19 protein-coding genes are annotated in these 18,633 nt (G+C 39.0%); 11 read left to right on the top strand and 8 right to left on the bottom strand.

The window, feature by feature from the left end:
- Positions 1-114: 114 nt before the first annotated feature.
- From LXL81_RS26835 to LXL81_RS26810, 6 genes are all read left to right on the top strand, one after another.
- Positions 115-720: a Crp/Fnr family transcriptional regulator gene (locus tag LXL81_RS26835; RefSeq protein WP_234650738.1), complete on the top strand. Its 606-nt coding sequence runs from the start codon at positions 115-117 to the stop codon at positions 718-720.
- Between the two features lie 160 nt (positions 721-880).
- Positions 881-2,344, top strand: coding sequence for a hypothetical protein (locus LXL81_RS26830; protein ID WP_234650737.1), 1,464 nt, complete (start codon positions 881-883; stop codon positions 2,342-2,344).
- A 4-nt stretch (positions 2,345-2,348) separates the two neighbouring features.
- The gene (locus tag LXL81_RS26825; RefSeq protein WP_234650735.1) at positions 2,349-2,771 is read left to right on the top strand and encodes a hypothetical protein; all 423 of its coding nucleotides are present in this window, start codon (positions 2,349-2,351) and stop codon (positions 2,769-2,771) included.
- Positions 2,772-3,085: 314 nt separating this feature from the next.
- Positions 3,086-3,718 carry a hypothetical protein gene (locus LXL81_RS26820; RefSeq protein ID WP_234650733.1) on the top strand — a complete coding sequence of 211 codons (633 nt, stop codon included), beginning with the start codon at positions 3,086-3,088 and terminating at the stop codon, positions 3,716-3,718.
- 14 nt (positions 3,719-3,732) lie between these two features.
- Positions 3,733-4,362, top strand: a complete 630-nt coding sequence (locus LXL81_RS26815) for a hypothetical protein (RefSeq protein WP_234650731.1) — start codon at positions 3,733-3,735, stop codon at positions 4,360-4,362.
- A gap of 253 nt (positions 4,363-4,615) precedes the next feature.
- A complete protein-coding gene (locus LXL81_RS26810) occupies positions 4,616-4,846 on the top strand; it encodes a hypothetical protein (RefSeq protein ID WP_234650729.1) in 231 nt (76 codons plus the stop codon).
- A gap of 6 nt (positions 4,847-4,852) precedes the next feature.
- Here LXL81_RS26810 and LXL81_RS26805 read toward each other — a convergent pair whose 3' ends face one another.
- Positions 4,853-6,802, bottom strand: coding sequence for an acetoacetate--CoA ligase (locus LXL81_RS26805; RefSeq protein WP_234650727.1), 1,950 nt, complete (start codon positions 6,800-6,802; stop codon positions 4,853-4,855).
- 373 nt (positions 6,803-7,175) lie between these two features.
- Between LXL81_RS26805 and LXL81_RS26800 the strand changes: the two genes are divergently transcribed.
- Positions 7,176-9,026, top strand: a complete 1,851-nt coding sequence (locus LXL81_RS26800) for a pseudouridine synthase (RefSeq protein WP_234650725.1) — start codon at positions 7,176-7,178, stop codon at positions 9,024-9,026.
- A gap of 131 nt (positions 9,027-9,157) precedes the next feature.
- Here the strand turns inward: LXL81_RS26800 and LXL81_RS26795 are convergent, their stop codons facing one another.
- From LXL81_RS26795 to LXL81_RS26775, 5 genes are all read right to left on the bottom strand, one after another.
- Entirely contained in the window at positions 9,158-10,696 is a 1,539-nt protein-coding gene (locus LXL81_RS26795) for a Do family serine endopeptidase (protein WP_234650835.1), read from the bottom strand.
- A 204-nt stretch (positions 10,697-10,900) separates the two neighbouring features.
- On the bottom strand, positions 10,901-11,332 hold the full coding sequence (locus LXL81_RS26790; protein ID WP_234650723.1) for an Hsp20/alpha crystallin family protein: 432 nt from the start codon (positions 11,330-11,332) through the stop codon (positions 10,901-10,903).
- A gap of 411 nt (positions 11,333-11,743) precedes the next feature.
- Positions 11,744-12,490 carry a ribonuclease III gene (gene rnc, locus LXL81_RS26785; RefSeq protein ID WP_234650721.1) on the bottom strand — a complete coding sequence of 249 codons (747 nt, stop codon included), beginning with the start codon at positions 12,488-12,490 and terminating at the stop codon, positions 11,744-11,746.
- Between the two features lie 14 nt (positions 12,491-12,504).
- Positions 12,505-13,758: a beta-ketoacyl-ACP synthase II gene (gene fabF / locus LXL81_RS26780; protein ID WP_234650720.1), complete on the bottom strand. Its 1,254-nt coding sequence runs from the start codon at positions 13,756-13,758 to the stop codon at positions 12,505-12,507.
- 44 nt (positions 13,759-13,802) lie between these two features.
- Positions 13,803-14,039: an acyl carrier protein gene (locus tag LXL81_RS26775; RefSeq protein WP_015813362.1), complete on the bottom strand. Its 237-nt coding sequence runs from the start codon at positions 14,037-14,039 to the stop codon at positions 13,803-13,805.
- 229 nt (positions 14,040-14,268) lie between these two features.
- Between LXL81_RS26775 and kdsA the strand changes: the two genes are divergently transcribed.
- The 4 genes from kdsA to LXL81_RS26755 all read left to right on the top strand — a co-directional run bounded on the left by kdsA (position 14,269) and on the right by LXL81_RS26755 (position 16,956).
- Entirely contained in the window at positions 14,269-15,081 is an 813-nt protein-coding gene (gene kdsA / locus LXL81_RS26770; protein WP_234650717.1) for a 3-deoxy-8-phosphooctulonate synthase, read from the top strand.
- A gap of 63 nt (positions 15,082-15,144) precedes the next feature.
- Complete coding sequence (locus tag LXL81_RS26765; protein WP_234650715.1) at positions 15,145-15,858, top strand: phosphatase PAP2 family protein; 714 nt, start codon at positions 15,145-15,147, stop codon at positions 15,856-15,858.
- Between the two features lie 93 nt (positions 15,859-15,951).
- On the top strand, positions 15,952-16,416 hold the full coding sequence (locus LXL81_RS26760) for a GyrI-like domain-containing protein (RefSeq protein WP_234650712.1): 465 nt from the start codon (positions 15,952-15,954) through the stop codon (positions 16,414-16,416).
- Positions 16,417-16,422: 6 nt separating this feature from the next.
- Positions 16,423-16,956, top strand: a complete 534-nt coding sequence (locus tag LXL81_RS26755) for a DNA-3-methyladenine glycosylase I (protein ID WP_234650711.1) — start codon at positions 16,423-16,425, stop codon at positions 16,954-16,956.
- Between the two features lie 6 nt (positions 16,957-16,962).
- Here the strand turns inward: LXL81_RS26755 and LXL81_RS26750 are convergent, their stop codons facing one another.
- Together LXL81_RS26750 and LXL81_RS26745 are read right to left on the bottom strand one after the other, a co-directional pair.
- The gene (locus tag LXL81_RS26750) at positions 16,963-17,439 is read right to left on the bottom strand and encodes a hypothetical protein (protein WP_234650710.1); all 477 of its coding nucleotides are present in this window, start codon (positions 17,437-17,439) and stop codon (positions 16,963-16,965) included.
- Positions 17,440-17,447: 8 nt separating this feature from the next.
- Positions 17,448-18,620 (bottom strand): helix-turn-helix transcriptional regulator, encoded by a 1,173-nt coding sequence (locus LXL81_RS26745; protein ID WP_234650709.1) that lies wholly within the window; start codon positions 18,618-18,620, stop codon positions 17,448-17,450.
- Positions 18,621-18,633: the final 13 nt, after the last annotated feature.

Here is an 18,633-nt window from a genome sequence, read left to right as displayed (position 1 = left end):
TTTGATTAAAAAAGGTGACTTGTAGTAACAGTTTGTGATTTTTAATTAAATACTTTTACGCAACGGTATGAAAGTCTTCTGAATAAAAATTCCACACTTACTACTCATACCGAGATGTTAAAACTTTTAAACTACGACCTGCAAAATTTTGCTAGTCCATCAGCACTTGAAGCAATTCTTTCCAAAATTACCGTCAAAAAATTAGCAGAATCAGAAACGATTCTTTCTCCCGGTCAATACCAGCAAAATTTATATTTTATAAAAGAAGGCGTTGTTCGTTGCTATTATCAGTCGCTGGAAATGCAATGGACAAATTGTTTTGCTGCGGAAGAAAGCCCGATTTTTTCGACAGAAAGCTTTTTGAATGGCAATCCGTCACCTGAATATATTGAAACCTGTACTCCGGTAATACTTTATCAAATAACCAGAGAAGACTACCAAACCTTAATGGAAGAATTCCCTGAGCTTTATCAACCAGCCTTTCATCTTCTTCAAAGTTATCTGCATATATCAGAAAAACGTCTTTATGGTTCTCACATGCAGACAGCTTACAAACGTTATGAAGATTTCATAGAAACACACCGGCATATTGCCAATCGAGTTAAAATGCAGCACATTGCCAGTTATCTGGGAATTACACCTACTCATCTTTCTCGCATTCGAAGAGAATTTGCCTGGAAGGCTTACAAAAACGCTGCAAAAATTAATGTAGGTACATGAATCAACTTATGTTGAGAAAGCTACTTGGCTATTGACAGGCCACCTTTTAAGCTTTACGTTTACAAGAAGCAAAGCCACCTTCACCCTTCGGTTGGTCCCCACGGGCAGCAGGTGACTTTGCAGAGTCCAACTGTTTCTACAATTAAACCAAGACAAAATTATGAAAAAATTTGTCAACTCCATCTGCCGTTTAATTCCGGCTATTTGCGTGTCTGGTATGTTGTTATTATCAGGTTGCCAGGATGATCAAAACGATGTTGTTAAAAAAAGTGATTTAAGTGAAGTTCCGGATTCGATGTCAGTATCCATCGAAGAAGCAAAAGATTATTTTGATAAAAATTTTAGTTCTGCAACTGTGGGAAAAGAAAACAAAAGAACAGTAGAAGGTAGCTTGAAAAATAAAACTCTCAAATGGGACAAAGCTGGCTATAAAAAAATATCTTTTGGAGAAGCTGTTATCGTTCCTATGGAATTCGAAAATTTAAATTTAGTCGTTGATGAGAAAACACGTGCTTATGTTCCGTATAACCAATTGAATTACTTAATGATTTATAAGGATAAGCAAAAATCTGTAAGAACAGAATGGGTAACGCTAATGCCAGATTCTTCATGGTTTTATGGGAACAGGAATATATACACGGGTGATATTCTAGTGCGGAATTGGGAAGGAGAATTTATTAAAGTTTATAGATATGAAAAGAATGGTTCCATTCAGCCCTATAACGTTGTAAATTCCAAGGATTTAAAAAGTGGGAAAGTAAGTGCTTCCACAACATCCACCAAATGTATGAACATGAGATCAAACGCAACTTGTACCTGCCAGGATAAAAACAATTGCGATATGTGCGAAATTTGTGCTCCATATGTTTGTTTTACTGTAACATTAATTACTGATCCGGTTGTTCCTGTCAATGGTTCAGGCGGAACTGGTGACGGAACTACTTATACGGGAAGTCTGAATGGAGGAGGAGGGAATACTATTGGAGGAAATTACCTTTTGAACTGCAATCCAAACATTGCTCCTGGAACTTCGGTAGGGACTAATCAAGCATTGCCATGCGGTACAACTCTGACGCCAGTTACTGTTATTAATCCCAACTCAAACTTAACCTTATACTCGGCTGTCGGCCAATATGTTATGTCTAATACTGATCAGACCGCTTATCCAAGGTTTACGGAAATGTTCAAAAATATTAAATCAATGGTAGTTGACGATCCTAAGATAATGACGGGTTTAAAAGACTGGACAGGATTAAGTCAAGATCAGATATTGTCTCATTTGACTTTTGGCAGTGGACCATCAATAACAATAGTTCACTTAGTCGATATATATGGGAAGAAGCAATATGGGAAGTTTAATGCATATGAACCAAACGTAGTAAGAATAGATAAGGATTATGTTCTTGGATTAGAGAAGGCCACTTATGAATCCACGAGAAAAGCAACCGCCTTCTTATTGGCTGTTACTCTTCTCCATGAATATGTTCATTATGGTAGTAATCTTTCCGCATTAGAATTTAATACAGAAATGGGTGATGCCTTTGAACTTCAAGTCTTTGGAGTATCTGTTGATAAAACTAATGCAGATAACATATTTATAAAACTTTATGGACGTCCAAAATGACATTATGAAAAATAAATTATTGGTAATACTCTGCCATTTGGTTCTATTTTCTTGTAAAAACGAAGAGAATAATTCTAAAAATACATACAAGCAAGACAGCGAAATGATTGTAAGTGCAGCTCTTTTAGATTCTGTACTAAATTATAAATTTTTAAATTTTTATAAAAAGGAGAAAATACCCATATATGTAAAACCTATAAAACTTATGAATCTAAAAAAGGGATTTTATTTTAGGGACTACCGAAAAGGCCATTACGATATGACAGATACTCTTTTTATCTTTCAAGATATTAAAAGCTATACTCCCTCTTCATCTAGAGTCCAGCTTATCATACCTGGACGGGGGTTATACATCCAATTCTTTTTAATAAAATCAAAAGACCAATGGAAAGTGGTTAAAGATAGCACAAATATGTACTTGACATAAATAGTAATAATCTTGCAGTCGGCTTGATGAACCCCGACTGCAAGGTTATATGTTACAAAAACCCATCTAAAGCCTGGAGGCTCATCTTCCACTTCTACCATTGGCATACCTTCTACAAATGGAGGTCCGAATTTTTCTTATACCATTAATCACGGCTCTTGGGATAATGATCTTGGGAAAGCAACTGTTCAATTTACCGACCCTTTGACACAGCTATACCAACTTAGTTATATGAATTTCAAAAGAAAATTTTAAGAAAAATAATTTTGTACTCAGAACTTGTCTATAAAGACCAGTTCGCTTTTTCTAAAACTATGAAAAAAAATCTCTTTCTCGTATTCTTTCTTATCTGCAATTTCCAACAAGCAATTTCTCAAAGTACTCGATTATTGCCAACTAAATCGCTTAGCTTCAACATTGGTAGAGGAAGACTTGGAAGCGGTGATATACAAGGCTTAATGCTTGGCGTAGAGTATGAAAAGTTTTTTCAAAAAAGATTATCATGGTCTGCCGAATTGGGAATGACAATACATGATGGATCAGATCTTCTACTAGTTACCGAAGCGAACGGCGAGGTTCATGATTTGTCTTATCGATATACCACCTCGGGTGCTCAACTGGTCGGGAAAATAGGTTACCATTTTTTTCGAACAAAATCTTGGGATGCAGGAATTCGAATTGGCGGACTTTTTCGTTATCAGTCTTCATCAGTTCCGGATGACGTAACCATGTTATTCCCTATTGCAACAGGCTTACCCGTACCCGTCTTTATCAATGAAAATACCTCCCCGCAACGAACTTATTCCGTCGGCGGGATCTCACAGCTTTTTGCCAGTTACACCATTAAGCAAAAAATAATTCTTGGATTAGTAACTGGTTTGCAATTGGATACGAATGGAGATACCATTTTCCCTCAATTGGCATTTACGATTGGAAGAAGGTTTTAACACACATTTATTTTATGAGAGTATTATACTTATTGATTATAATCTGTCTGTCTCAGACATTATATGCCCAAACCAACCCAAATCAGTTTACTAAATACGCAAGTATAACCGCGGGACGGAGCACACACGGAACAGGAGATATGAAAGGAATTTCACAAAAAATTACCTATGGTAAATATTTTAGAAAAAAACTAGTCTGGTCTATTTCAGTGGGAGCATCTATTCATGATGGTTCACTTCGTAGTAGCACCACACAATCCGACGGTACGGTTCTGGATCATTCTTTTCGATATACTGCCGGGGGGATTCAGACTTCTGTTGGCCTTGGATATAATTTTATAAAGACAAAAAGAAACGAGTTAGGTTTAAAAATTGATGGCATTTTGCGTTATCAATCTTCATCTTATTTTGACCAATTATTTATTATTTTCGATCCAAAAACAACTGGTATTCCTTATCCGGCAACATATATTATAAACACCTCGCCACAAAAGACTTATGCTATTGGAGTATCACCGGAATTATTTTATAACCATTCCATTGGAAAATCTTTATTCCTGGGAGCTACTGCAAATTTCCAGGCTGATACGAATGGCGATGTAATAACAAACTTGTCTATTTCGGTTGGGAAACGATTTAATTAATTGAATAGCTTTATATAACGTTAAATAAACTGTTCCAAAAGCGGCAATGAAATCAGATAAATTTTTTTATGAAAATTGGATATACATTGTATTTCTTACAATAATTATCTTTTCCTGTCAAAGTCAAGACGATGCTAAAAAATCCCCCTCTGACAGTACCGCTATTATAGAAACATCTATTGCGGACTCTATGTTAAATAATTATTTTATAGATAGTTATAGAAAAAGAGCGGTACCTATATCTATAAAATCAATGTCTGACTTAAAACCACCGAGAGGCTTTTATTATGATGATCATTCCGAGGAAAAACCAACCGTAAAAGACACTTTGTTCGTTTTTTATGAGATTAAAAACTATACTCCCTCCTCATGCAGGGTTACGCTTCGTATACCAAACGAAGGTGTCTGGGCCCATTATTTTTTAATTAAATCAAAAGACAAATGGACCATTGTTAAAGACAGCACCAATATTTACGAAACTTAATAACTTTCAAACAAACCCATCCAAAGCCTCAGGATTCCGCATTGTATCCTTACTGACCGCTTTTGCGGGATCCATACCCATCAGTATTTTCTTAACCGGTGCTTCCATCTTTTTTCCATTGATCGTATAGGGAATGGCGGCAACCGCTTCGATGGTATCAGGTACATGACGTGGACTGTATTGCGTTCTTAACGCATGCTTGATTTCCTCTTTTAATGTTTCGGTTAATTTTTTATTTTCTTCCAAAACAACAAATAAAGGCATAAACCCTCCACCATCTTCCTTTTCAAGATAAACGACCAGACTGTCTTTAATTTCAGGAAGACTTTCAACCGCGCTGTAAATTTCGGAAGTACCGATCCGGATTCCATCACGGTTTAAGGTTGCGTCTGACCTTCCGTAAATGATAACGGAACCTCTGGATGTGATTTTGATCCAGTCGCCATGGCGCCAGACGTTTGGATAGGTTTCAAAATAGCTGCTTTCATAACGCTCATTATCTTCATCATTCCAGAAATAAATCGGCATAGAGGGCATTGGCTGAGATATGACCATTTCTCCCAACTCTTCAATAACGGAATTTCCGTTTTCATCAAAAGCTTCAACTTTCGCCCCCAATGCACGGCTTTGAATTTCTCCCGGATAAACGGGTTCCATCGGATTTCCACCGACAAAAGCACTGCAAATATCCGTTCCGCCGCTCAGCGAAATTAGCCATACTTCTTTTTTCACATGTTGATAAATCCATTCGTAAACATCCGGCGGAAGCGGAGAACCTGTGGACCCGATGGTTTCCAGATGCGAAAGTTTCTCAACAGGAACAGTCGTGCCGCTTTTCATACAATTGATAAAATAAGCTGCACCGCTTCCAAAATGTGTGATTTTCGCACGTTCTGCTAATGTCCATAATACCTGAGTACCTGGAAATGCGGGGGAACCATCATACAGCACCAACGTCGCTCCGCATAACATGGAGCCCAGGGCAAAATTCCACATCATCCAGCCGGTGGTAGAATACCAGAAATAGCGGTCGCCAGGTTTTACGTTTTGGTGAATTGCTAATATCTTCAAATGTTCCAGTAAACAGCCACCAACACTGTGCGTGATCGCTTTCGGTTTCCCCGTGGTTCCGGAAGAATATAAAACCCAGATCGGATGCTCAAAGGGAACGGCTTCAAAATCAATTCCAAAATTGGGTAAATGTAAAATATCTTCCCAGGATCTGATACCTTCGGGTTTTGACCGGGAATCGATGTTGGAAATCATGACAATATCTTTTACGGACGGCAGAGAAGATCCAAGCTCCATGGTTGTCGCCGTAGTGTCGAAGGTTTTTCCGTTGTAATGATATCCATCGGTAACAAACAATACTTTGGGTTCAATTTGAGAGAGCCGCTCTACAATTCCTGCTTTTCCAAAATCCGGCGAGCAGCTGGACCAGACCGCGCCGATTGCATTAACAGCCAAAAATCCTACAACCGCCTGAGGGATATTTGGCAAAACCGCCGCTACCCTGTCTCCCGGCCGAACACCCCGCTGACGAAGCCATGTTGAAACAGCAGCTACCTGCAATTCAAGCTCTTCCCAGGAAATTTTTGTTAATCCTTGTGTTTCAGATTGAAAAAGTATGGCAGGATGATCCTTTGTTTTATTTCTGAAAATGTGTTCGGCATAATTAAGGCTTGATCTTCTAAACCATTGTGTACCAATCATTCCCTTTTTTGGCCTGCGCAAAACTTCCAGATAAATATCATGCGATTTGATATGAAAATATTGCCAGAGACTTTCCCAGAAATCTTCCAGATCCGTCACCGACCATTCCCATAAATCATGATATCCACGAAAATAAAGTCCTTTTTTTACGAAAAGCCAATCCATGTATTTTTTGAGATTAGACTGTTCCGTTAATTTTTTGCCTGGTTTCCAAAGTGGTTGTAACTGAGTATTCGTTGGCATAGGACATGCAAAATTTAATGAATATCGGGTAATAACTGACGTTTTTTAGATAAAAAACGTCAATCAAATTTCTGCTGACCGGAACTCTTCTTCGCATTTTCTTTGTTGCCGGTAAGCAAGATTCAGGTAACGATCATTAGTAACGTCGTAATGACACTTTTCGGATAAAAGAAACGAAAATATTTACTAATAAAAATTAGTGTATCTTTGCATTTCAAAACATAAATAACACATAAGTACTCTGAACATCAGATACGTTTGTAAATGCGTTTTAGTGGCATTTTGTTATGACAACGGTCATCAAAATCACTAACCGAAGTAACGACAAGTTTGTAGAGAGGAAAAAAAATCCAGTAGTGATACTGCATTCCTAATGAGAAAAAGAATAACAAAATCGAGTGATGCGATCTCTTCGCGCGCTCCAGGAAGAAGTGGTGATGCCTCAGGCCGCCCATTTGGTAAAAAACGTCCGGAAGCAGAAAGCCGCTTCAGCAAGCCAAGTATTAAAAAATCCAGTCTTAGAGTAGCCAGCCCAAGTGCTGAATCATCAAGATCTTATAGCGACAGACCAAGCGGCGACAAACCTCGCTTCGACTCGGAACGTCCACGTTACGACAAACCGAATTTTGGCAAACCGGGTTTTTCTAAGCCAGGATTTGACAACCCTCGCTTTGACAGATCAGGTTCAGATAGACCTTCTTTTGACAAACCACGTTCGTCAGATCGTGATGGCGATTCCCGCGGTTTTAAGCCAAGAGGTGAATTTGCTCCCGGTCAGGACAGACCAAGAGAAAGATCAGAAGGAAGAAGTTTTGACAAGCCGGGATTTGACAAGCCGCGTTTCGAAAGATCTGAAAGATCTGGTTCTGACAGACCCGGTCAGGATAGACCAAGAGGTGAATTTGCACCAAGAGAAAGATCAGAAGGCAGAAGTTTTGATAAGGCGGGATTTGACAAGCCGCGTTTCGAAAGATCAGACAGACCTGAAAGAGCTTCTTTCGACAAACCACGTTCTTCGGACCGTGACGGAGCTTCCCGTGAATTTAGACCCGGCCAGGATAGATCAAGAGGTGAATTTGCACCAAGAGAAAGATCAGAAGGAAGAAGTTTTGATAAGCCGGGATTTGATAAGCCTCGTTTTGAGAGATCAGACAGACCTGAAAGAGCTTCTTTCGACAAACCACGTTCGTCAGACCGTGATGGAGATTCCCGTGGCTTTAAGCCAAGAGGTGAATTTGCTCCGAGAGGAGAAGGAAGAAGCTTCGACAAACCTCGTTCAGAAAGAAGCAGCGATGCGCCACGTTCTCTCAAACCTACTCCTTCAAACGGAAGACACGAAAAACCGGCTTTTAAAAAAAAAAGTGATTTCGAAGAGGTAGTTGATCAAGACCCAACAACAGAGCAGCGTGCAATTGAAGAAGCAGCCAACCGCCGTGTTGGAAGATTTGAAACTGCACCACGTTATAATTTAAGTGGTTACGATAAAAAACCAGGCGCAAAAAGAAAGCAGGAAAGTTCTGAAATGCGGTTGAACCGATATATTGCCAACGCGGGTATTTGTTCTCGTCGCGAAGCAGATGATTTGATCGCATCCGGACAAATTTCTGTAAATGGAAAAGTTGTTACGGAAATGGGTCATAAAGTTGAACCATCTGACGTAGTTAAATTTGGCAAGAAAGCATTAAGCCGTGAAAAACTGGTTTATGTATTGATTAACAAACCAAAAGATTATATCACGACAACTGACGATCCGGAGGAACGTAAAACAGTTTTGGATTTAATTAAAGGGGCTTGTTTTGAGCGAATTTATCCCGTAGGTCGTTTGGATAGAAATACAACAGGATTACTTTTGATGACAAATGATGGAGAACTGGCTGAAAAGCTGACGCACCCTTCAAACGGAATCAAGAAAATTTATCAGGCTGAACTTGACAAACCAATTACAACAGAGGATTTCGAACAACTTCAGGCAGGATTAGAACTGGAAGATGGTTTTGTGAAACCTGATGAACTGGGAATCGTCACTGCGGATGCTATGGTTGTCGGACTGGAAATTCACAGCGGAAAGAACCGTATCGTGCGTCGTATGTTCGAACACCTTGGTTACGAAGTACAAAAACTGGATCGTACCGTTTTTGCCGGATTAGACAAGAAAGATTTACCTCGCGGAAAATGGCGTTTCCTAAGTGAAAAAGAAGTGGTTAGATTGAAGTTTATGCTTTAATGAATCGAGCAATCTTCAACACGAAATATAAAAAATGGTCCCGGAAAATTAATTTTCCGGGACCATTTTTTATCTACAACCTAAGCGATTTGTACCAGCTAAAAGCCAACACCTAATCGCTAAAAGCTATTCTAAAATCTAAATCCGAATGAATAAACATCATAAGGAGCATCGATATATAAACCTTCAAATTGAACCATAGAATCAGATTTACCGGCAAGTGAAGCTTCCAGTTCTTTTACAGATTTTACCGGTTTGCCATTCACTTTTGTAATGATAAAACCTTCTTCAACTCCTGTTCTGGCCAGTTTTCCACCATCGATAGAAAGAACTTTTACGCCACCTTCCACTTTATAACGTGTAAGACGTTGTTTTTCCTGATCGCTGATATTACCAAACTGAGCTCCTAAAACGCTCATTACTACCGCAGATTCATCACGTTTTAAAGCTTCGGCACCACCTGTGCGGTTACGTAATGTAACACTCAAATCTTTTTCAGTACCATTACGGTTTACGGTCACAGTAACTTTATCACCAGGTTTGTGTAAACCTATTGACTGCTGCAATTCAGGAATTGAATGTGTATTCATTCCATCCACTTTCACAATTACGTCACCTTTCGTAACGCCACCGGCTTTGGCTGCACTGTTTTCTGTGAAATCACGAACATATACACCGTCGTTCACTTTCACACCGTATTCTTCCGCTTTGCGACTGTCAAGTTCGTCAAGAGATATACCTAGATATCCGCGCTGAACATTACCAAACTTGATAAGGTCACCAGAAACTTTTTTCACAATACTTGAAGGAACTGCGAAAGCATATCCGGCAAAACTACCTGTCGGACTTGCAATCGCTGTATTGATGCCGATCAATTCACCTTTTAAATTTACCAAGGCACCACCACTATTTCCTGGGTTAACAACCGCATCCGTTTGAATAAATGATTCCAAAGGAACATCGCCGGTAGTTGCCGAAGTAGGCATTGCATTACCGCGACGATTCTGAGATTGTCCAATTATTCCCAATCCACGTCCCTTTGCACTGATAATTCCGGCAGTAACTGTTGATTCCAGATTGAAAGGATTACCAACGGCTACAACCCACTCTCCTACTTTCACTGCATCAGAGCTGCCAAAGGTAATAGCAGGAAGATTTTTGCCTTCAATTTTGATTACTGCAATATCTGTTGATGGGTCAGCTCCTACAACTTTTGCACGGAATTTACTTTTATTCGACAAAGTAACTTCCAGTTCCTGAGCACCTTCCACAACGTGGTTATTGGTTACAATATATCCGTCCGCAGAGATCACAACACCCGATCCCGAAGCTTCTGACGATTGTGGTCCACGAGAACCGCCGCCACCAAAATCATCTCCAAAGAAATCACGGAAAATATCAGGAATGTCTCCCTGACTGCCGCGTGATGATCTTGTCATCGTAGATTTAATATGCACTACTGTTGGCGTAGTTGCTTCTGCTGCGTATACAAAATCACCCGGAGCGCCAGCAGGTGCGCCGGTCGAGGTGAAACGTGCCAGTGATTCGGAAGGAGATTCTTTAAAAATAACATCCTTATCACTATCTGAATTTAAAAGTTTAAAGCCTGCAAGAGTTGATGCGCTCGAAAGCAGCCCAACCAATACCAAAGCTTTCCAGTTTGTTTTCATTTCCATATGTTGGGGTTATAACTATATTGAACAAATAACGTAAACGAACCTGCAAACTATTCCCTTTCCTAAGCCTTTTAACATATTTTAACAAAGGTATGAATCTGAAAATTCACTGTAATATATTCACCGCCAATATTTAATTATTTATACAGCAAAAAAGGCGTTATTCATGACAAATAACGCCTTTTCCGAAATTAAATTTTAAGCAATTTCAATTTCACGCAATGGTTTTTCAATTGCTTCTTCGCGTTTTGGAAGTTCTACTTTTAAGATACCATCCGCGTAAGTTGCAGCAATTTTTTCACCGTCTACCGAATTTGGTAAGGTGAACGTCCTTTGGAAAGAACTATATTTAAATTCTCTGCGAGAATATGTTTCATTTGCTTCTTGCTCAGTTTGTTCTTTTTGAGCTGAAATTGTCAACTGATTTTTTTCCAGGTTCAATTTGAAATCAGATTTCTGAAGGCCAGGTGCTGCAACTTCAATTCTGAAACCTTCTTTGTTTTCAACGACATTAACTGCTGGAACACTGCCCGCATAAGCTGGTGCGAAAAATTCATTTAAAGCTTCTTTACCAAAAAATCCGTTATACAATTTAGGATTCGCGAAGTGGGTTTTTACTAATGTGCTCATGGTTTTATAGGTTTTAATTTTTTGTGATTTAAAGTTTAAGTACCGTTGCGGTATGTGAAGGAATTTAAAACTTTTGTACCGATGAGAAAAAACGACTAAAAAACAAGACAAAATGACACTAAATTAGTTAAAAGTAAAATTTTAGTGACACAATGGCCGATAGCTTTATTTTAAGACAGAATTTCTGACAATATTTTCTTGATAATTGAAGATTAGATTGAAAGATCAGGATGGTTAGAATTCGTATTGGTCATGAAAACGAGATGCAGCAATTGCATAAACGCAATTGAAATTGTAGCAATGCAATTTATTATGTAGAGAGTATTACGATTCTGAAATACCGCAAGCAAAACCAAATCAGTGCATTAATTCACGAAAGGTGACTTATTTTCATAAATCGATTGGAAGATTTTATTTCAATTCAAGCTGTTCACAAGCTCTTTCAGAGGCCGATTGTTCCGCTTTCTTTTTGGTAAAACCATTACCAGTAGCAAATGGCTGCTCGTTGACTAAAATTTGGGAGATAAATTCGCGGTGATGGCGAGTTCCTCTTTCTTCAAGAATTTCGAAGCGGATTTCCTTTCCTTCCCGTTGCGCCCATTCGATGATAAGGCTTTTGAAGTTGATATTATTCTGGATGATATCGTCCAGATCGTAATGCGTTAAAAGCTTACTGATGATAAATTTTCGTGTAAAACGAAATCCCTTATCCAGATAAATTGCTCCGACAAATGCTTCCAGCGCATCACCATACATGGAAGATCTCGGCGACATACCGCGACGGTTTCCATCGTATTCGATCAAACGGTCTAAACCGAGCTTCCGGGAAATTTGATTAAGCGATTCACGGTTAACAATCCGTGAGCGGATTTCAGTTAGAAAACCTTCGTCTTTGTAAGGATATTTGGTAAATAAAAATTCGGCAACAACCATTCCCAGCACCGCATCACCCAGATATTCAAGCCTTTCGTTCGATTCACGAAAACCTTTAATAGCTGTTTCACGGGAGGCCGACGTATGGCGAAATGCCAACTGGTAAACGCCCAGGTTTGAAGGGCGGTCGCCAATTACATGCGCAATAGATTCCTTAAATTTCTTATCCTCGGGACTCCCTGTTCTAAAAAGGGCGAGGATCGGTAAAAGAATTCGTTTTGCCAAAATCAATAAGTTAATTATTCCTCGAACCTCTTGAAAATAACGGAAGCATTATGACCGCCAAAACCAAAAGTATTACTTAGGGCTATATCGACCTTGCGTTTTTGTGCTGTATTAAAAGTAAGGTTCAATCGGGGATTAATCTCCGGATCATCCGTAAAATGATTGATTGTCGGCGGAATAATCTGATCCTGGATCGCCATGATACATGCAGCTGCCTCAATTGCTCCCGCACCACCAAGCAAATGCCCAGTCATGGATTTGGTAGAACTGATGCTCATGTTGTAGGCATGCTCACCGAAGAATTTCTCGATTGCTTTAATTTCCTGCGGATCACCAATAGGTGTTGAAGTACCGTGGGTATTGATATAGTCAATATCTTCTGGCTGTAATCCTGCATTTTCAAGCGTATTTTTCATTACCATGTAGGCACCGCGACCTTCCGGATGCGGAGCAGTAATGTGATATGCATCAGATGACATACCTCCACCAATCATTTCGGCATAAATCTTTGCGCCGCGAGCTTTGGCGTGCTCATACTCTTCCAAAATCAATGCTGCACCACCTTCTCCCAAAACAAATCCGTCCCGATCCTTATCATAAGGACGTGACGCTGTTTCTGGTGAAGCGTTATTTTCTGATAATGCTTTTAAAGCATTAAATCCACCCACACCTGCATTCGTAATTGCCGCCTCGGAACCGCCTGAAATACACACATTCATCATACCCAGACGGATATAATTAAATGCGTCGATCAGGGCATTGGTTGCGGAAGCACATGCTGAAACCGTAATGAAAGTTGGTCCACGAAAGCCATAACGAATGGAAAGAACTCCCGACGCGCTATCAGCAATCATTTTAGGAATAAAGAATGGATTGAAACGCGGATTTCTCCCACCATCTGAGAAGTTCAAAACTTCGTCCTCAAATGTTTTTAAACCACCAATTCCCGAACCCCAAATTACACCGGCTTTGTCGAGATCAAGTGTATCTGCGTCAAAGCCGGCGTCCTTCATTGCTTCGTCAGTTGCAATTACGGCATACTGGGTAAATGGATCCATTTTACGAGCTTCCTGACGCGGAATGTAATCATGTATGTCCAGCCCTTTTACCTCACAGGCAAATCGGGTCCGAAACCGTTCGGCATCAAACCTTGTTATAGGCGCAGCACCGCTCACGCCTGCAACTAAATTCTTCCAATAGGTAGGAACATCATTTCCAATAGGCGTCAAAGCGCCCATACCGGTAATTACAACTCGCTTAAAACTCATAAAATAGGGACAGAAAAAGAAGATGATACTGGAAAGGCGTAAAACTATTTTACGTTTTCTTCCAAATATGCAACAGCCTGACCAACTGTACCAATGTTCTCGGCTTGATCATCAGGAATAGAAAGATTGAATTCTTTCTCAAATTCCATAATCAACTCAACGGTATCTAGAGAGTCCGCTCCCAAGTCGTTCTGGAAGTTTGCTTCTGGCGTTACCTCCGACTCTTCTACGCCGAGTTTTTCGACGATAATTTGCTTAACTCTTTCTGCAATTGCTGACATTTTGTAAACACTTTTTGGTTAAAATCGCAACAAAGAAAGATATTCTACTTCACTTTGTCAACATTTTTTTAAAACGTGTAATAATACTATCCCAAAAGCAAGGGAAATAAAAGAAACAGAATATCAAATGCTTAACCATATAAGTTCCACGAATACAACGAATCACATAGAGAAGATTGCAGATAACCGTACCTTTACAGAACTTTATTAATTTTTGATTATTCGTATTATGTTGTCAATTCCGAAATTAAAAAACACTGATTCTCCCCAGTTTTTCCTTATGGCAGGCCCTTGTGCGATTGAGGGAAGAGATATGGCATTGCGTATTGCGGAACATATTGTTACTCTGACAGACAGGCTCAAAATACCTTATATTTTTAAAGGATCATACCGTAAAGCCAACCGTACTAAAGTCGATTCTTTTACGGGGATTGGTGATGAAAAAGCTTTAAAAATCTTGCAGGAAATCAGCCAGACTTTTGGTGTTCCAACCGTTACCGATATTCATGAATCACATGAAGCGGCTTTTGCGGCGGAATATGTGGATGTATTGCAGATTCCGGCATTTTTATGTCGTCAAACCGAATTAATTGCAGCGGCAGCACGTACCGGAAAAGCTGTAAATGTTAAAAAAGGACAGTTTCTTTCAGGTGCTTCAATGAAATTTGCGGTTGAAAAAATAAATGAAACGAATCCGGATTGCCAGGTTTTACTGACCGATCGAGGCAATAGTTTTGGTTATGGCGAATTGATCGTGGATTATCGCAATCTTCCCGCCATGCGTGCTTTTGATGTTCCGGTTATTATGGATTGTACGCATTCATTGCAACAACCAAATCAGGAATCCGGCGTTACCGGCGGAAAGCCTAAATTAATTGAAACAATCGCCAAAGCAGCCATTGCGGTAGGTGCAGACGGGCTTTTTATCGAAACGCATTTTAACCCGGCAGAAGCGAAATCAGACGGAGCCAATATGTTGCCGCTTGATCAGCTTGAAGGATTATTGGAAAAATTAGTGCGGGTTAGAGAGTCCATTTTGTAATCATTGCTTTTTAAAATAAGATTGTGGTTCAGTCCGCAATCTTATTTTTATAGAAACTCTTTTATGAAAAAACAGTTTACACGTTGCATCTTTCTTGTAACTTTTATCTGTCAGGGGTTATTTTCAAATCAGGTAGCTGCTCAGGCGATTGACTCGGTTTATCACGATACGCTGGTTCAGAAAAAAGAAGAAAAACTTTGGCAGTTTAGGCCTATTGAAGCCGTAGCACCAGTTTCGCTCGCGTTGGCAGCATTTGTGACGCAAGGATCTATCAGCAGACACCTGCAATCTCATGTCGTAAGTGAATATCCAAATTTCAACACAAAAAATTTTGATAATTACCTCCACTATTTACCGGCCGTAGTCAGTTTAAGTCTGGGCGCATCCGGTGTGAAGGGAAAACATTCTTTTGGCGATCAGCTTATTCTTGCATTGCTTTCCAATCTTGTTGCCCAAGGTGTTACCGGCAGTTTAAAATTGATATCGAAATATCCTCGTCCAAACGGAGAAGATAACCATTCTTTTCCCTCAGGACATACCAGCAACGCTTTTACGAGTGCCACAATATTGCATGAAGAGTATGGTCAACGAAGTGTTTGGTATAGCGTAGGTGGCTACACTGCCGCAACAACCGTTGGTACAATGCGTATTCTTAAAAATAAACACTGGCTTGCGGACGTGCTGATGGGTGCAGGAATTGGTATTGCTGCGACAAAAGTCGTTTACATCAGTTATCCGTGGTTGAAACAGAAGGTTCGTCGAATCCGGAAGAAATAAATAAAAATAATTTCCATTTCTAAGTTCCTGCTGACATAGGGTTGTCGGTAGGCGTCGTTTATTTTGCCTGAACAACAAACAAAATAAATGATTATGGAATTGAAGAAAATACATCCAATGCAGGTTTTATGTTTTGAAACAAAAACTAAACTTTCAGAAATTGGAGAATTTGTTCGCGTGGTTGCGCATAAGATGTATCAGACAGCCGTCCAAAATGACCTTGAAATCACCGGACCGGTTTACTGGGTTTATGAAGGTATGGATGGAAATCCCGAAACTATTTTTTCACTGACAATTGCCCTGCCAATTTCGTTTAAAGAAAAACATCTTGAAAACTCAGATTTCAAACTAAAAAGCCTCCGTGCATTTCAATGCGTTTCGGAGCAACATTTAGGGGATTGGAATAAATTAGGCGAAACATACGGATCATTAATTCCGACCATCATTTCTGGCGGATTGAACATGAGTGGAGAAAATCGTGAAATTTATTTAAATATGGATTTTCAAAATCCGGAAGCTAATATTACTGAAATTCAAATAGGGATTACCGAGCATTAAAATTCTATGTCTTACTGCGATTACGTCAACAACAATCCATCCGAACTTCCGGATTATTTATTGCACAAGCATTATCACGATCATCAATATGGTTTTCAGATTGATGACGATGATGAGCTTTTTGGCAGATTTATTCTGGAAATTAATCAGGCAGGTTTGAGCTGGACGTTGATGTTAAGAAAACAAGAAGGTTTTAGAAAGGCTTACAGTAACTTTTGTATCGAAAAAATTGCGGCCTGTACAGAAGAAGATCGTGAACGACTGTTACTTGATCCGGGAATTATCCGTAATCGGTTAAAGATTAACGCAGCCATTTTTAACGCACAAAAAATTGTTTTGCTGAAACTGGAATACGGCTCTTTTAAAGGTTGGCTGGATGCGCATCATCCATTAACGTTACCCGATTGGCTGAAATTATTCAAGAAGAATTTCAAATTTGTTGGCGGAGAAATTGTAAATGAATTCCTCATGAGCACCGGGTATTTGCCTGGTGCGCATAGTGTTGGGTGTCCGGTGTATTTGGAGGTTAGGAAAATTTAAAATAATCTAATCTTGATGACCATAATTCAGCTCTTCATTTTTATCCCAAAAGGCTAGATACAAATCCTGATATGTACCTCTCCTAGAAAGCCATTGTGCTACAACCTGGATTGCTAATTCCAAATCTTCAAGGTACGCCATTCGACCATCACTACCCCTTATCCCTTTTTCATCCTTTTTAGCACCTCTGTTAATCAGAATATTCTTTTCGTCATAAATAACTCTCCTGACGAGCTCATTATCCTTTCCAGAGGGCAGATTTTCCCTTAAAAGATTATTTAATCCCTTATAATACAACTGAAATTTTGCTACCGGGTCATCAATTTTCTGACCAATTAGTCTCTCTGCCTCATTTTCAATGCGTACACCTTCACTCAAATCCAGTTGCAGCTGCTCTCCCTTTACTTCCTCCGCTTTTTGAAGTAATTCAAGCCGCTCGATATCCTCTTTTGTCAGATCCCGTTTCTTAATTATTTTAGCCATTGGAATGATTAAATAGTGAGTGACGACTTCGTTTTGACCGCTGCTTCTTCTAATGATTCGGTGTCCCAATTATTGACAGTTAAGCCTCTTTTTACTTTTTCCATATCAGGAAAAAAATCTTTAAAAGCAGCCCAGTAATTATTTCCAATTTCGGATTGTCTAAATTGATATTGAGAATAAATGATCGAAGGATGAATTTGACATTCAGATGCAAAATTTTTAACCATGAACGAGTTATGTATCATTGGCTCGATGTATTGCAATTTTTCAGACGACAGCAAATATTCTCCTGCAAATTTATTTGCTTTATCTTCCTGGATTAAAAATAAATCGGGCTCTCCTGTAAGATGATATTTTATGCGCTCCAACAACTCTAAATCGTACAAAACATGGTGTAACTCATGAATTAATGAAAACCATATCGTTGCATAATTTTTGTTGAAATCAGTTATTACTATACAGGGCTTCTTGTTTACGATAAAAGTTGCACCCCTTATCTGTGTTTTAGGTAACAAGGGTTGGAACACAACTGTAACACCCACATTATACAAGGCTCTAAAAACTGTAATTAACCCTTTTTCTATATTTTGTGTATAAGGTTTGATTTTAGGAATTAGCTCAACCAAATCCTTTCTTGAATATTCATTCGGATTATTTATAAGCTCAAAGTATTTATATGATGATTTGATCCAAAAATCTTTCATCTTATCACTAAACGACCTTTTGGTTCTACTATAAAGAACCCCATTCAAGTCATTCTCAAAGTCGAAAATAGTCTCGAATAGAAAAAACTTGCAGATACGATCCTTTAACGCTGACAGTGAAGATTCTTTTTCGAAAAAACCTAGATTAGACAAGGCCTTCAAGTCAAAGTATTTATTAATAAATGTTATTTCAATAGCTTCTTGTAATTCTCTGATTTCTTCGGAAGCTCTGTCTTTAAAATGATAAACTAAAATTTCATCAACACTAAGCTCCAAAAACTCGCTCAATTTTAGCAAATGAATTATATCAGTTTGCTTTGATGATTTATCAAGTATACCATCCAGGCTTCTTCTTTGAATGCCGGAAAGCTTTTCGAACTGTGTTTTACTTAGACCAGCCTCATCCAATTTACTATTAAACAATTGTTTAATAGATTTTTCGACCAAAAAACTTCTATTTAGAATATCTCCTATCATAATGAGGTAAATT

The sequence above is a fragment of the Dyadobacter sp. CY356 genome (assembly GCF_021440195.1).
GTDB lineage: Bacteria > Bacteroidota > Bacteroidia > Cytophagales > Spirosomataceae > Dyadobacter.
Note: the sequence above shows the minus strand (reverse complement) of the source record. Positions and strands in the feature narration are given on the sequence as shown.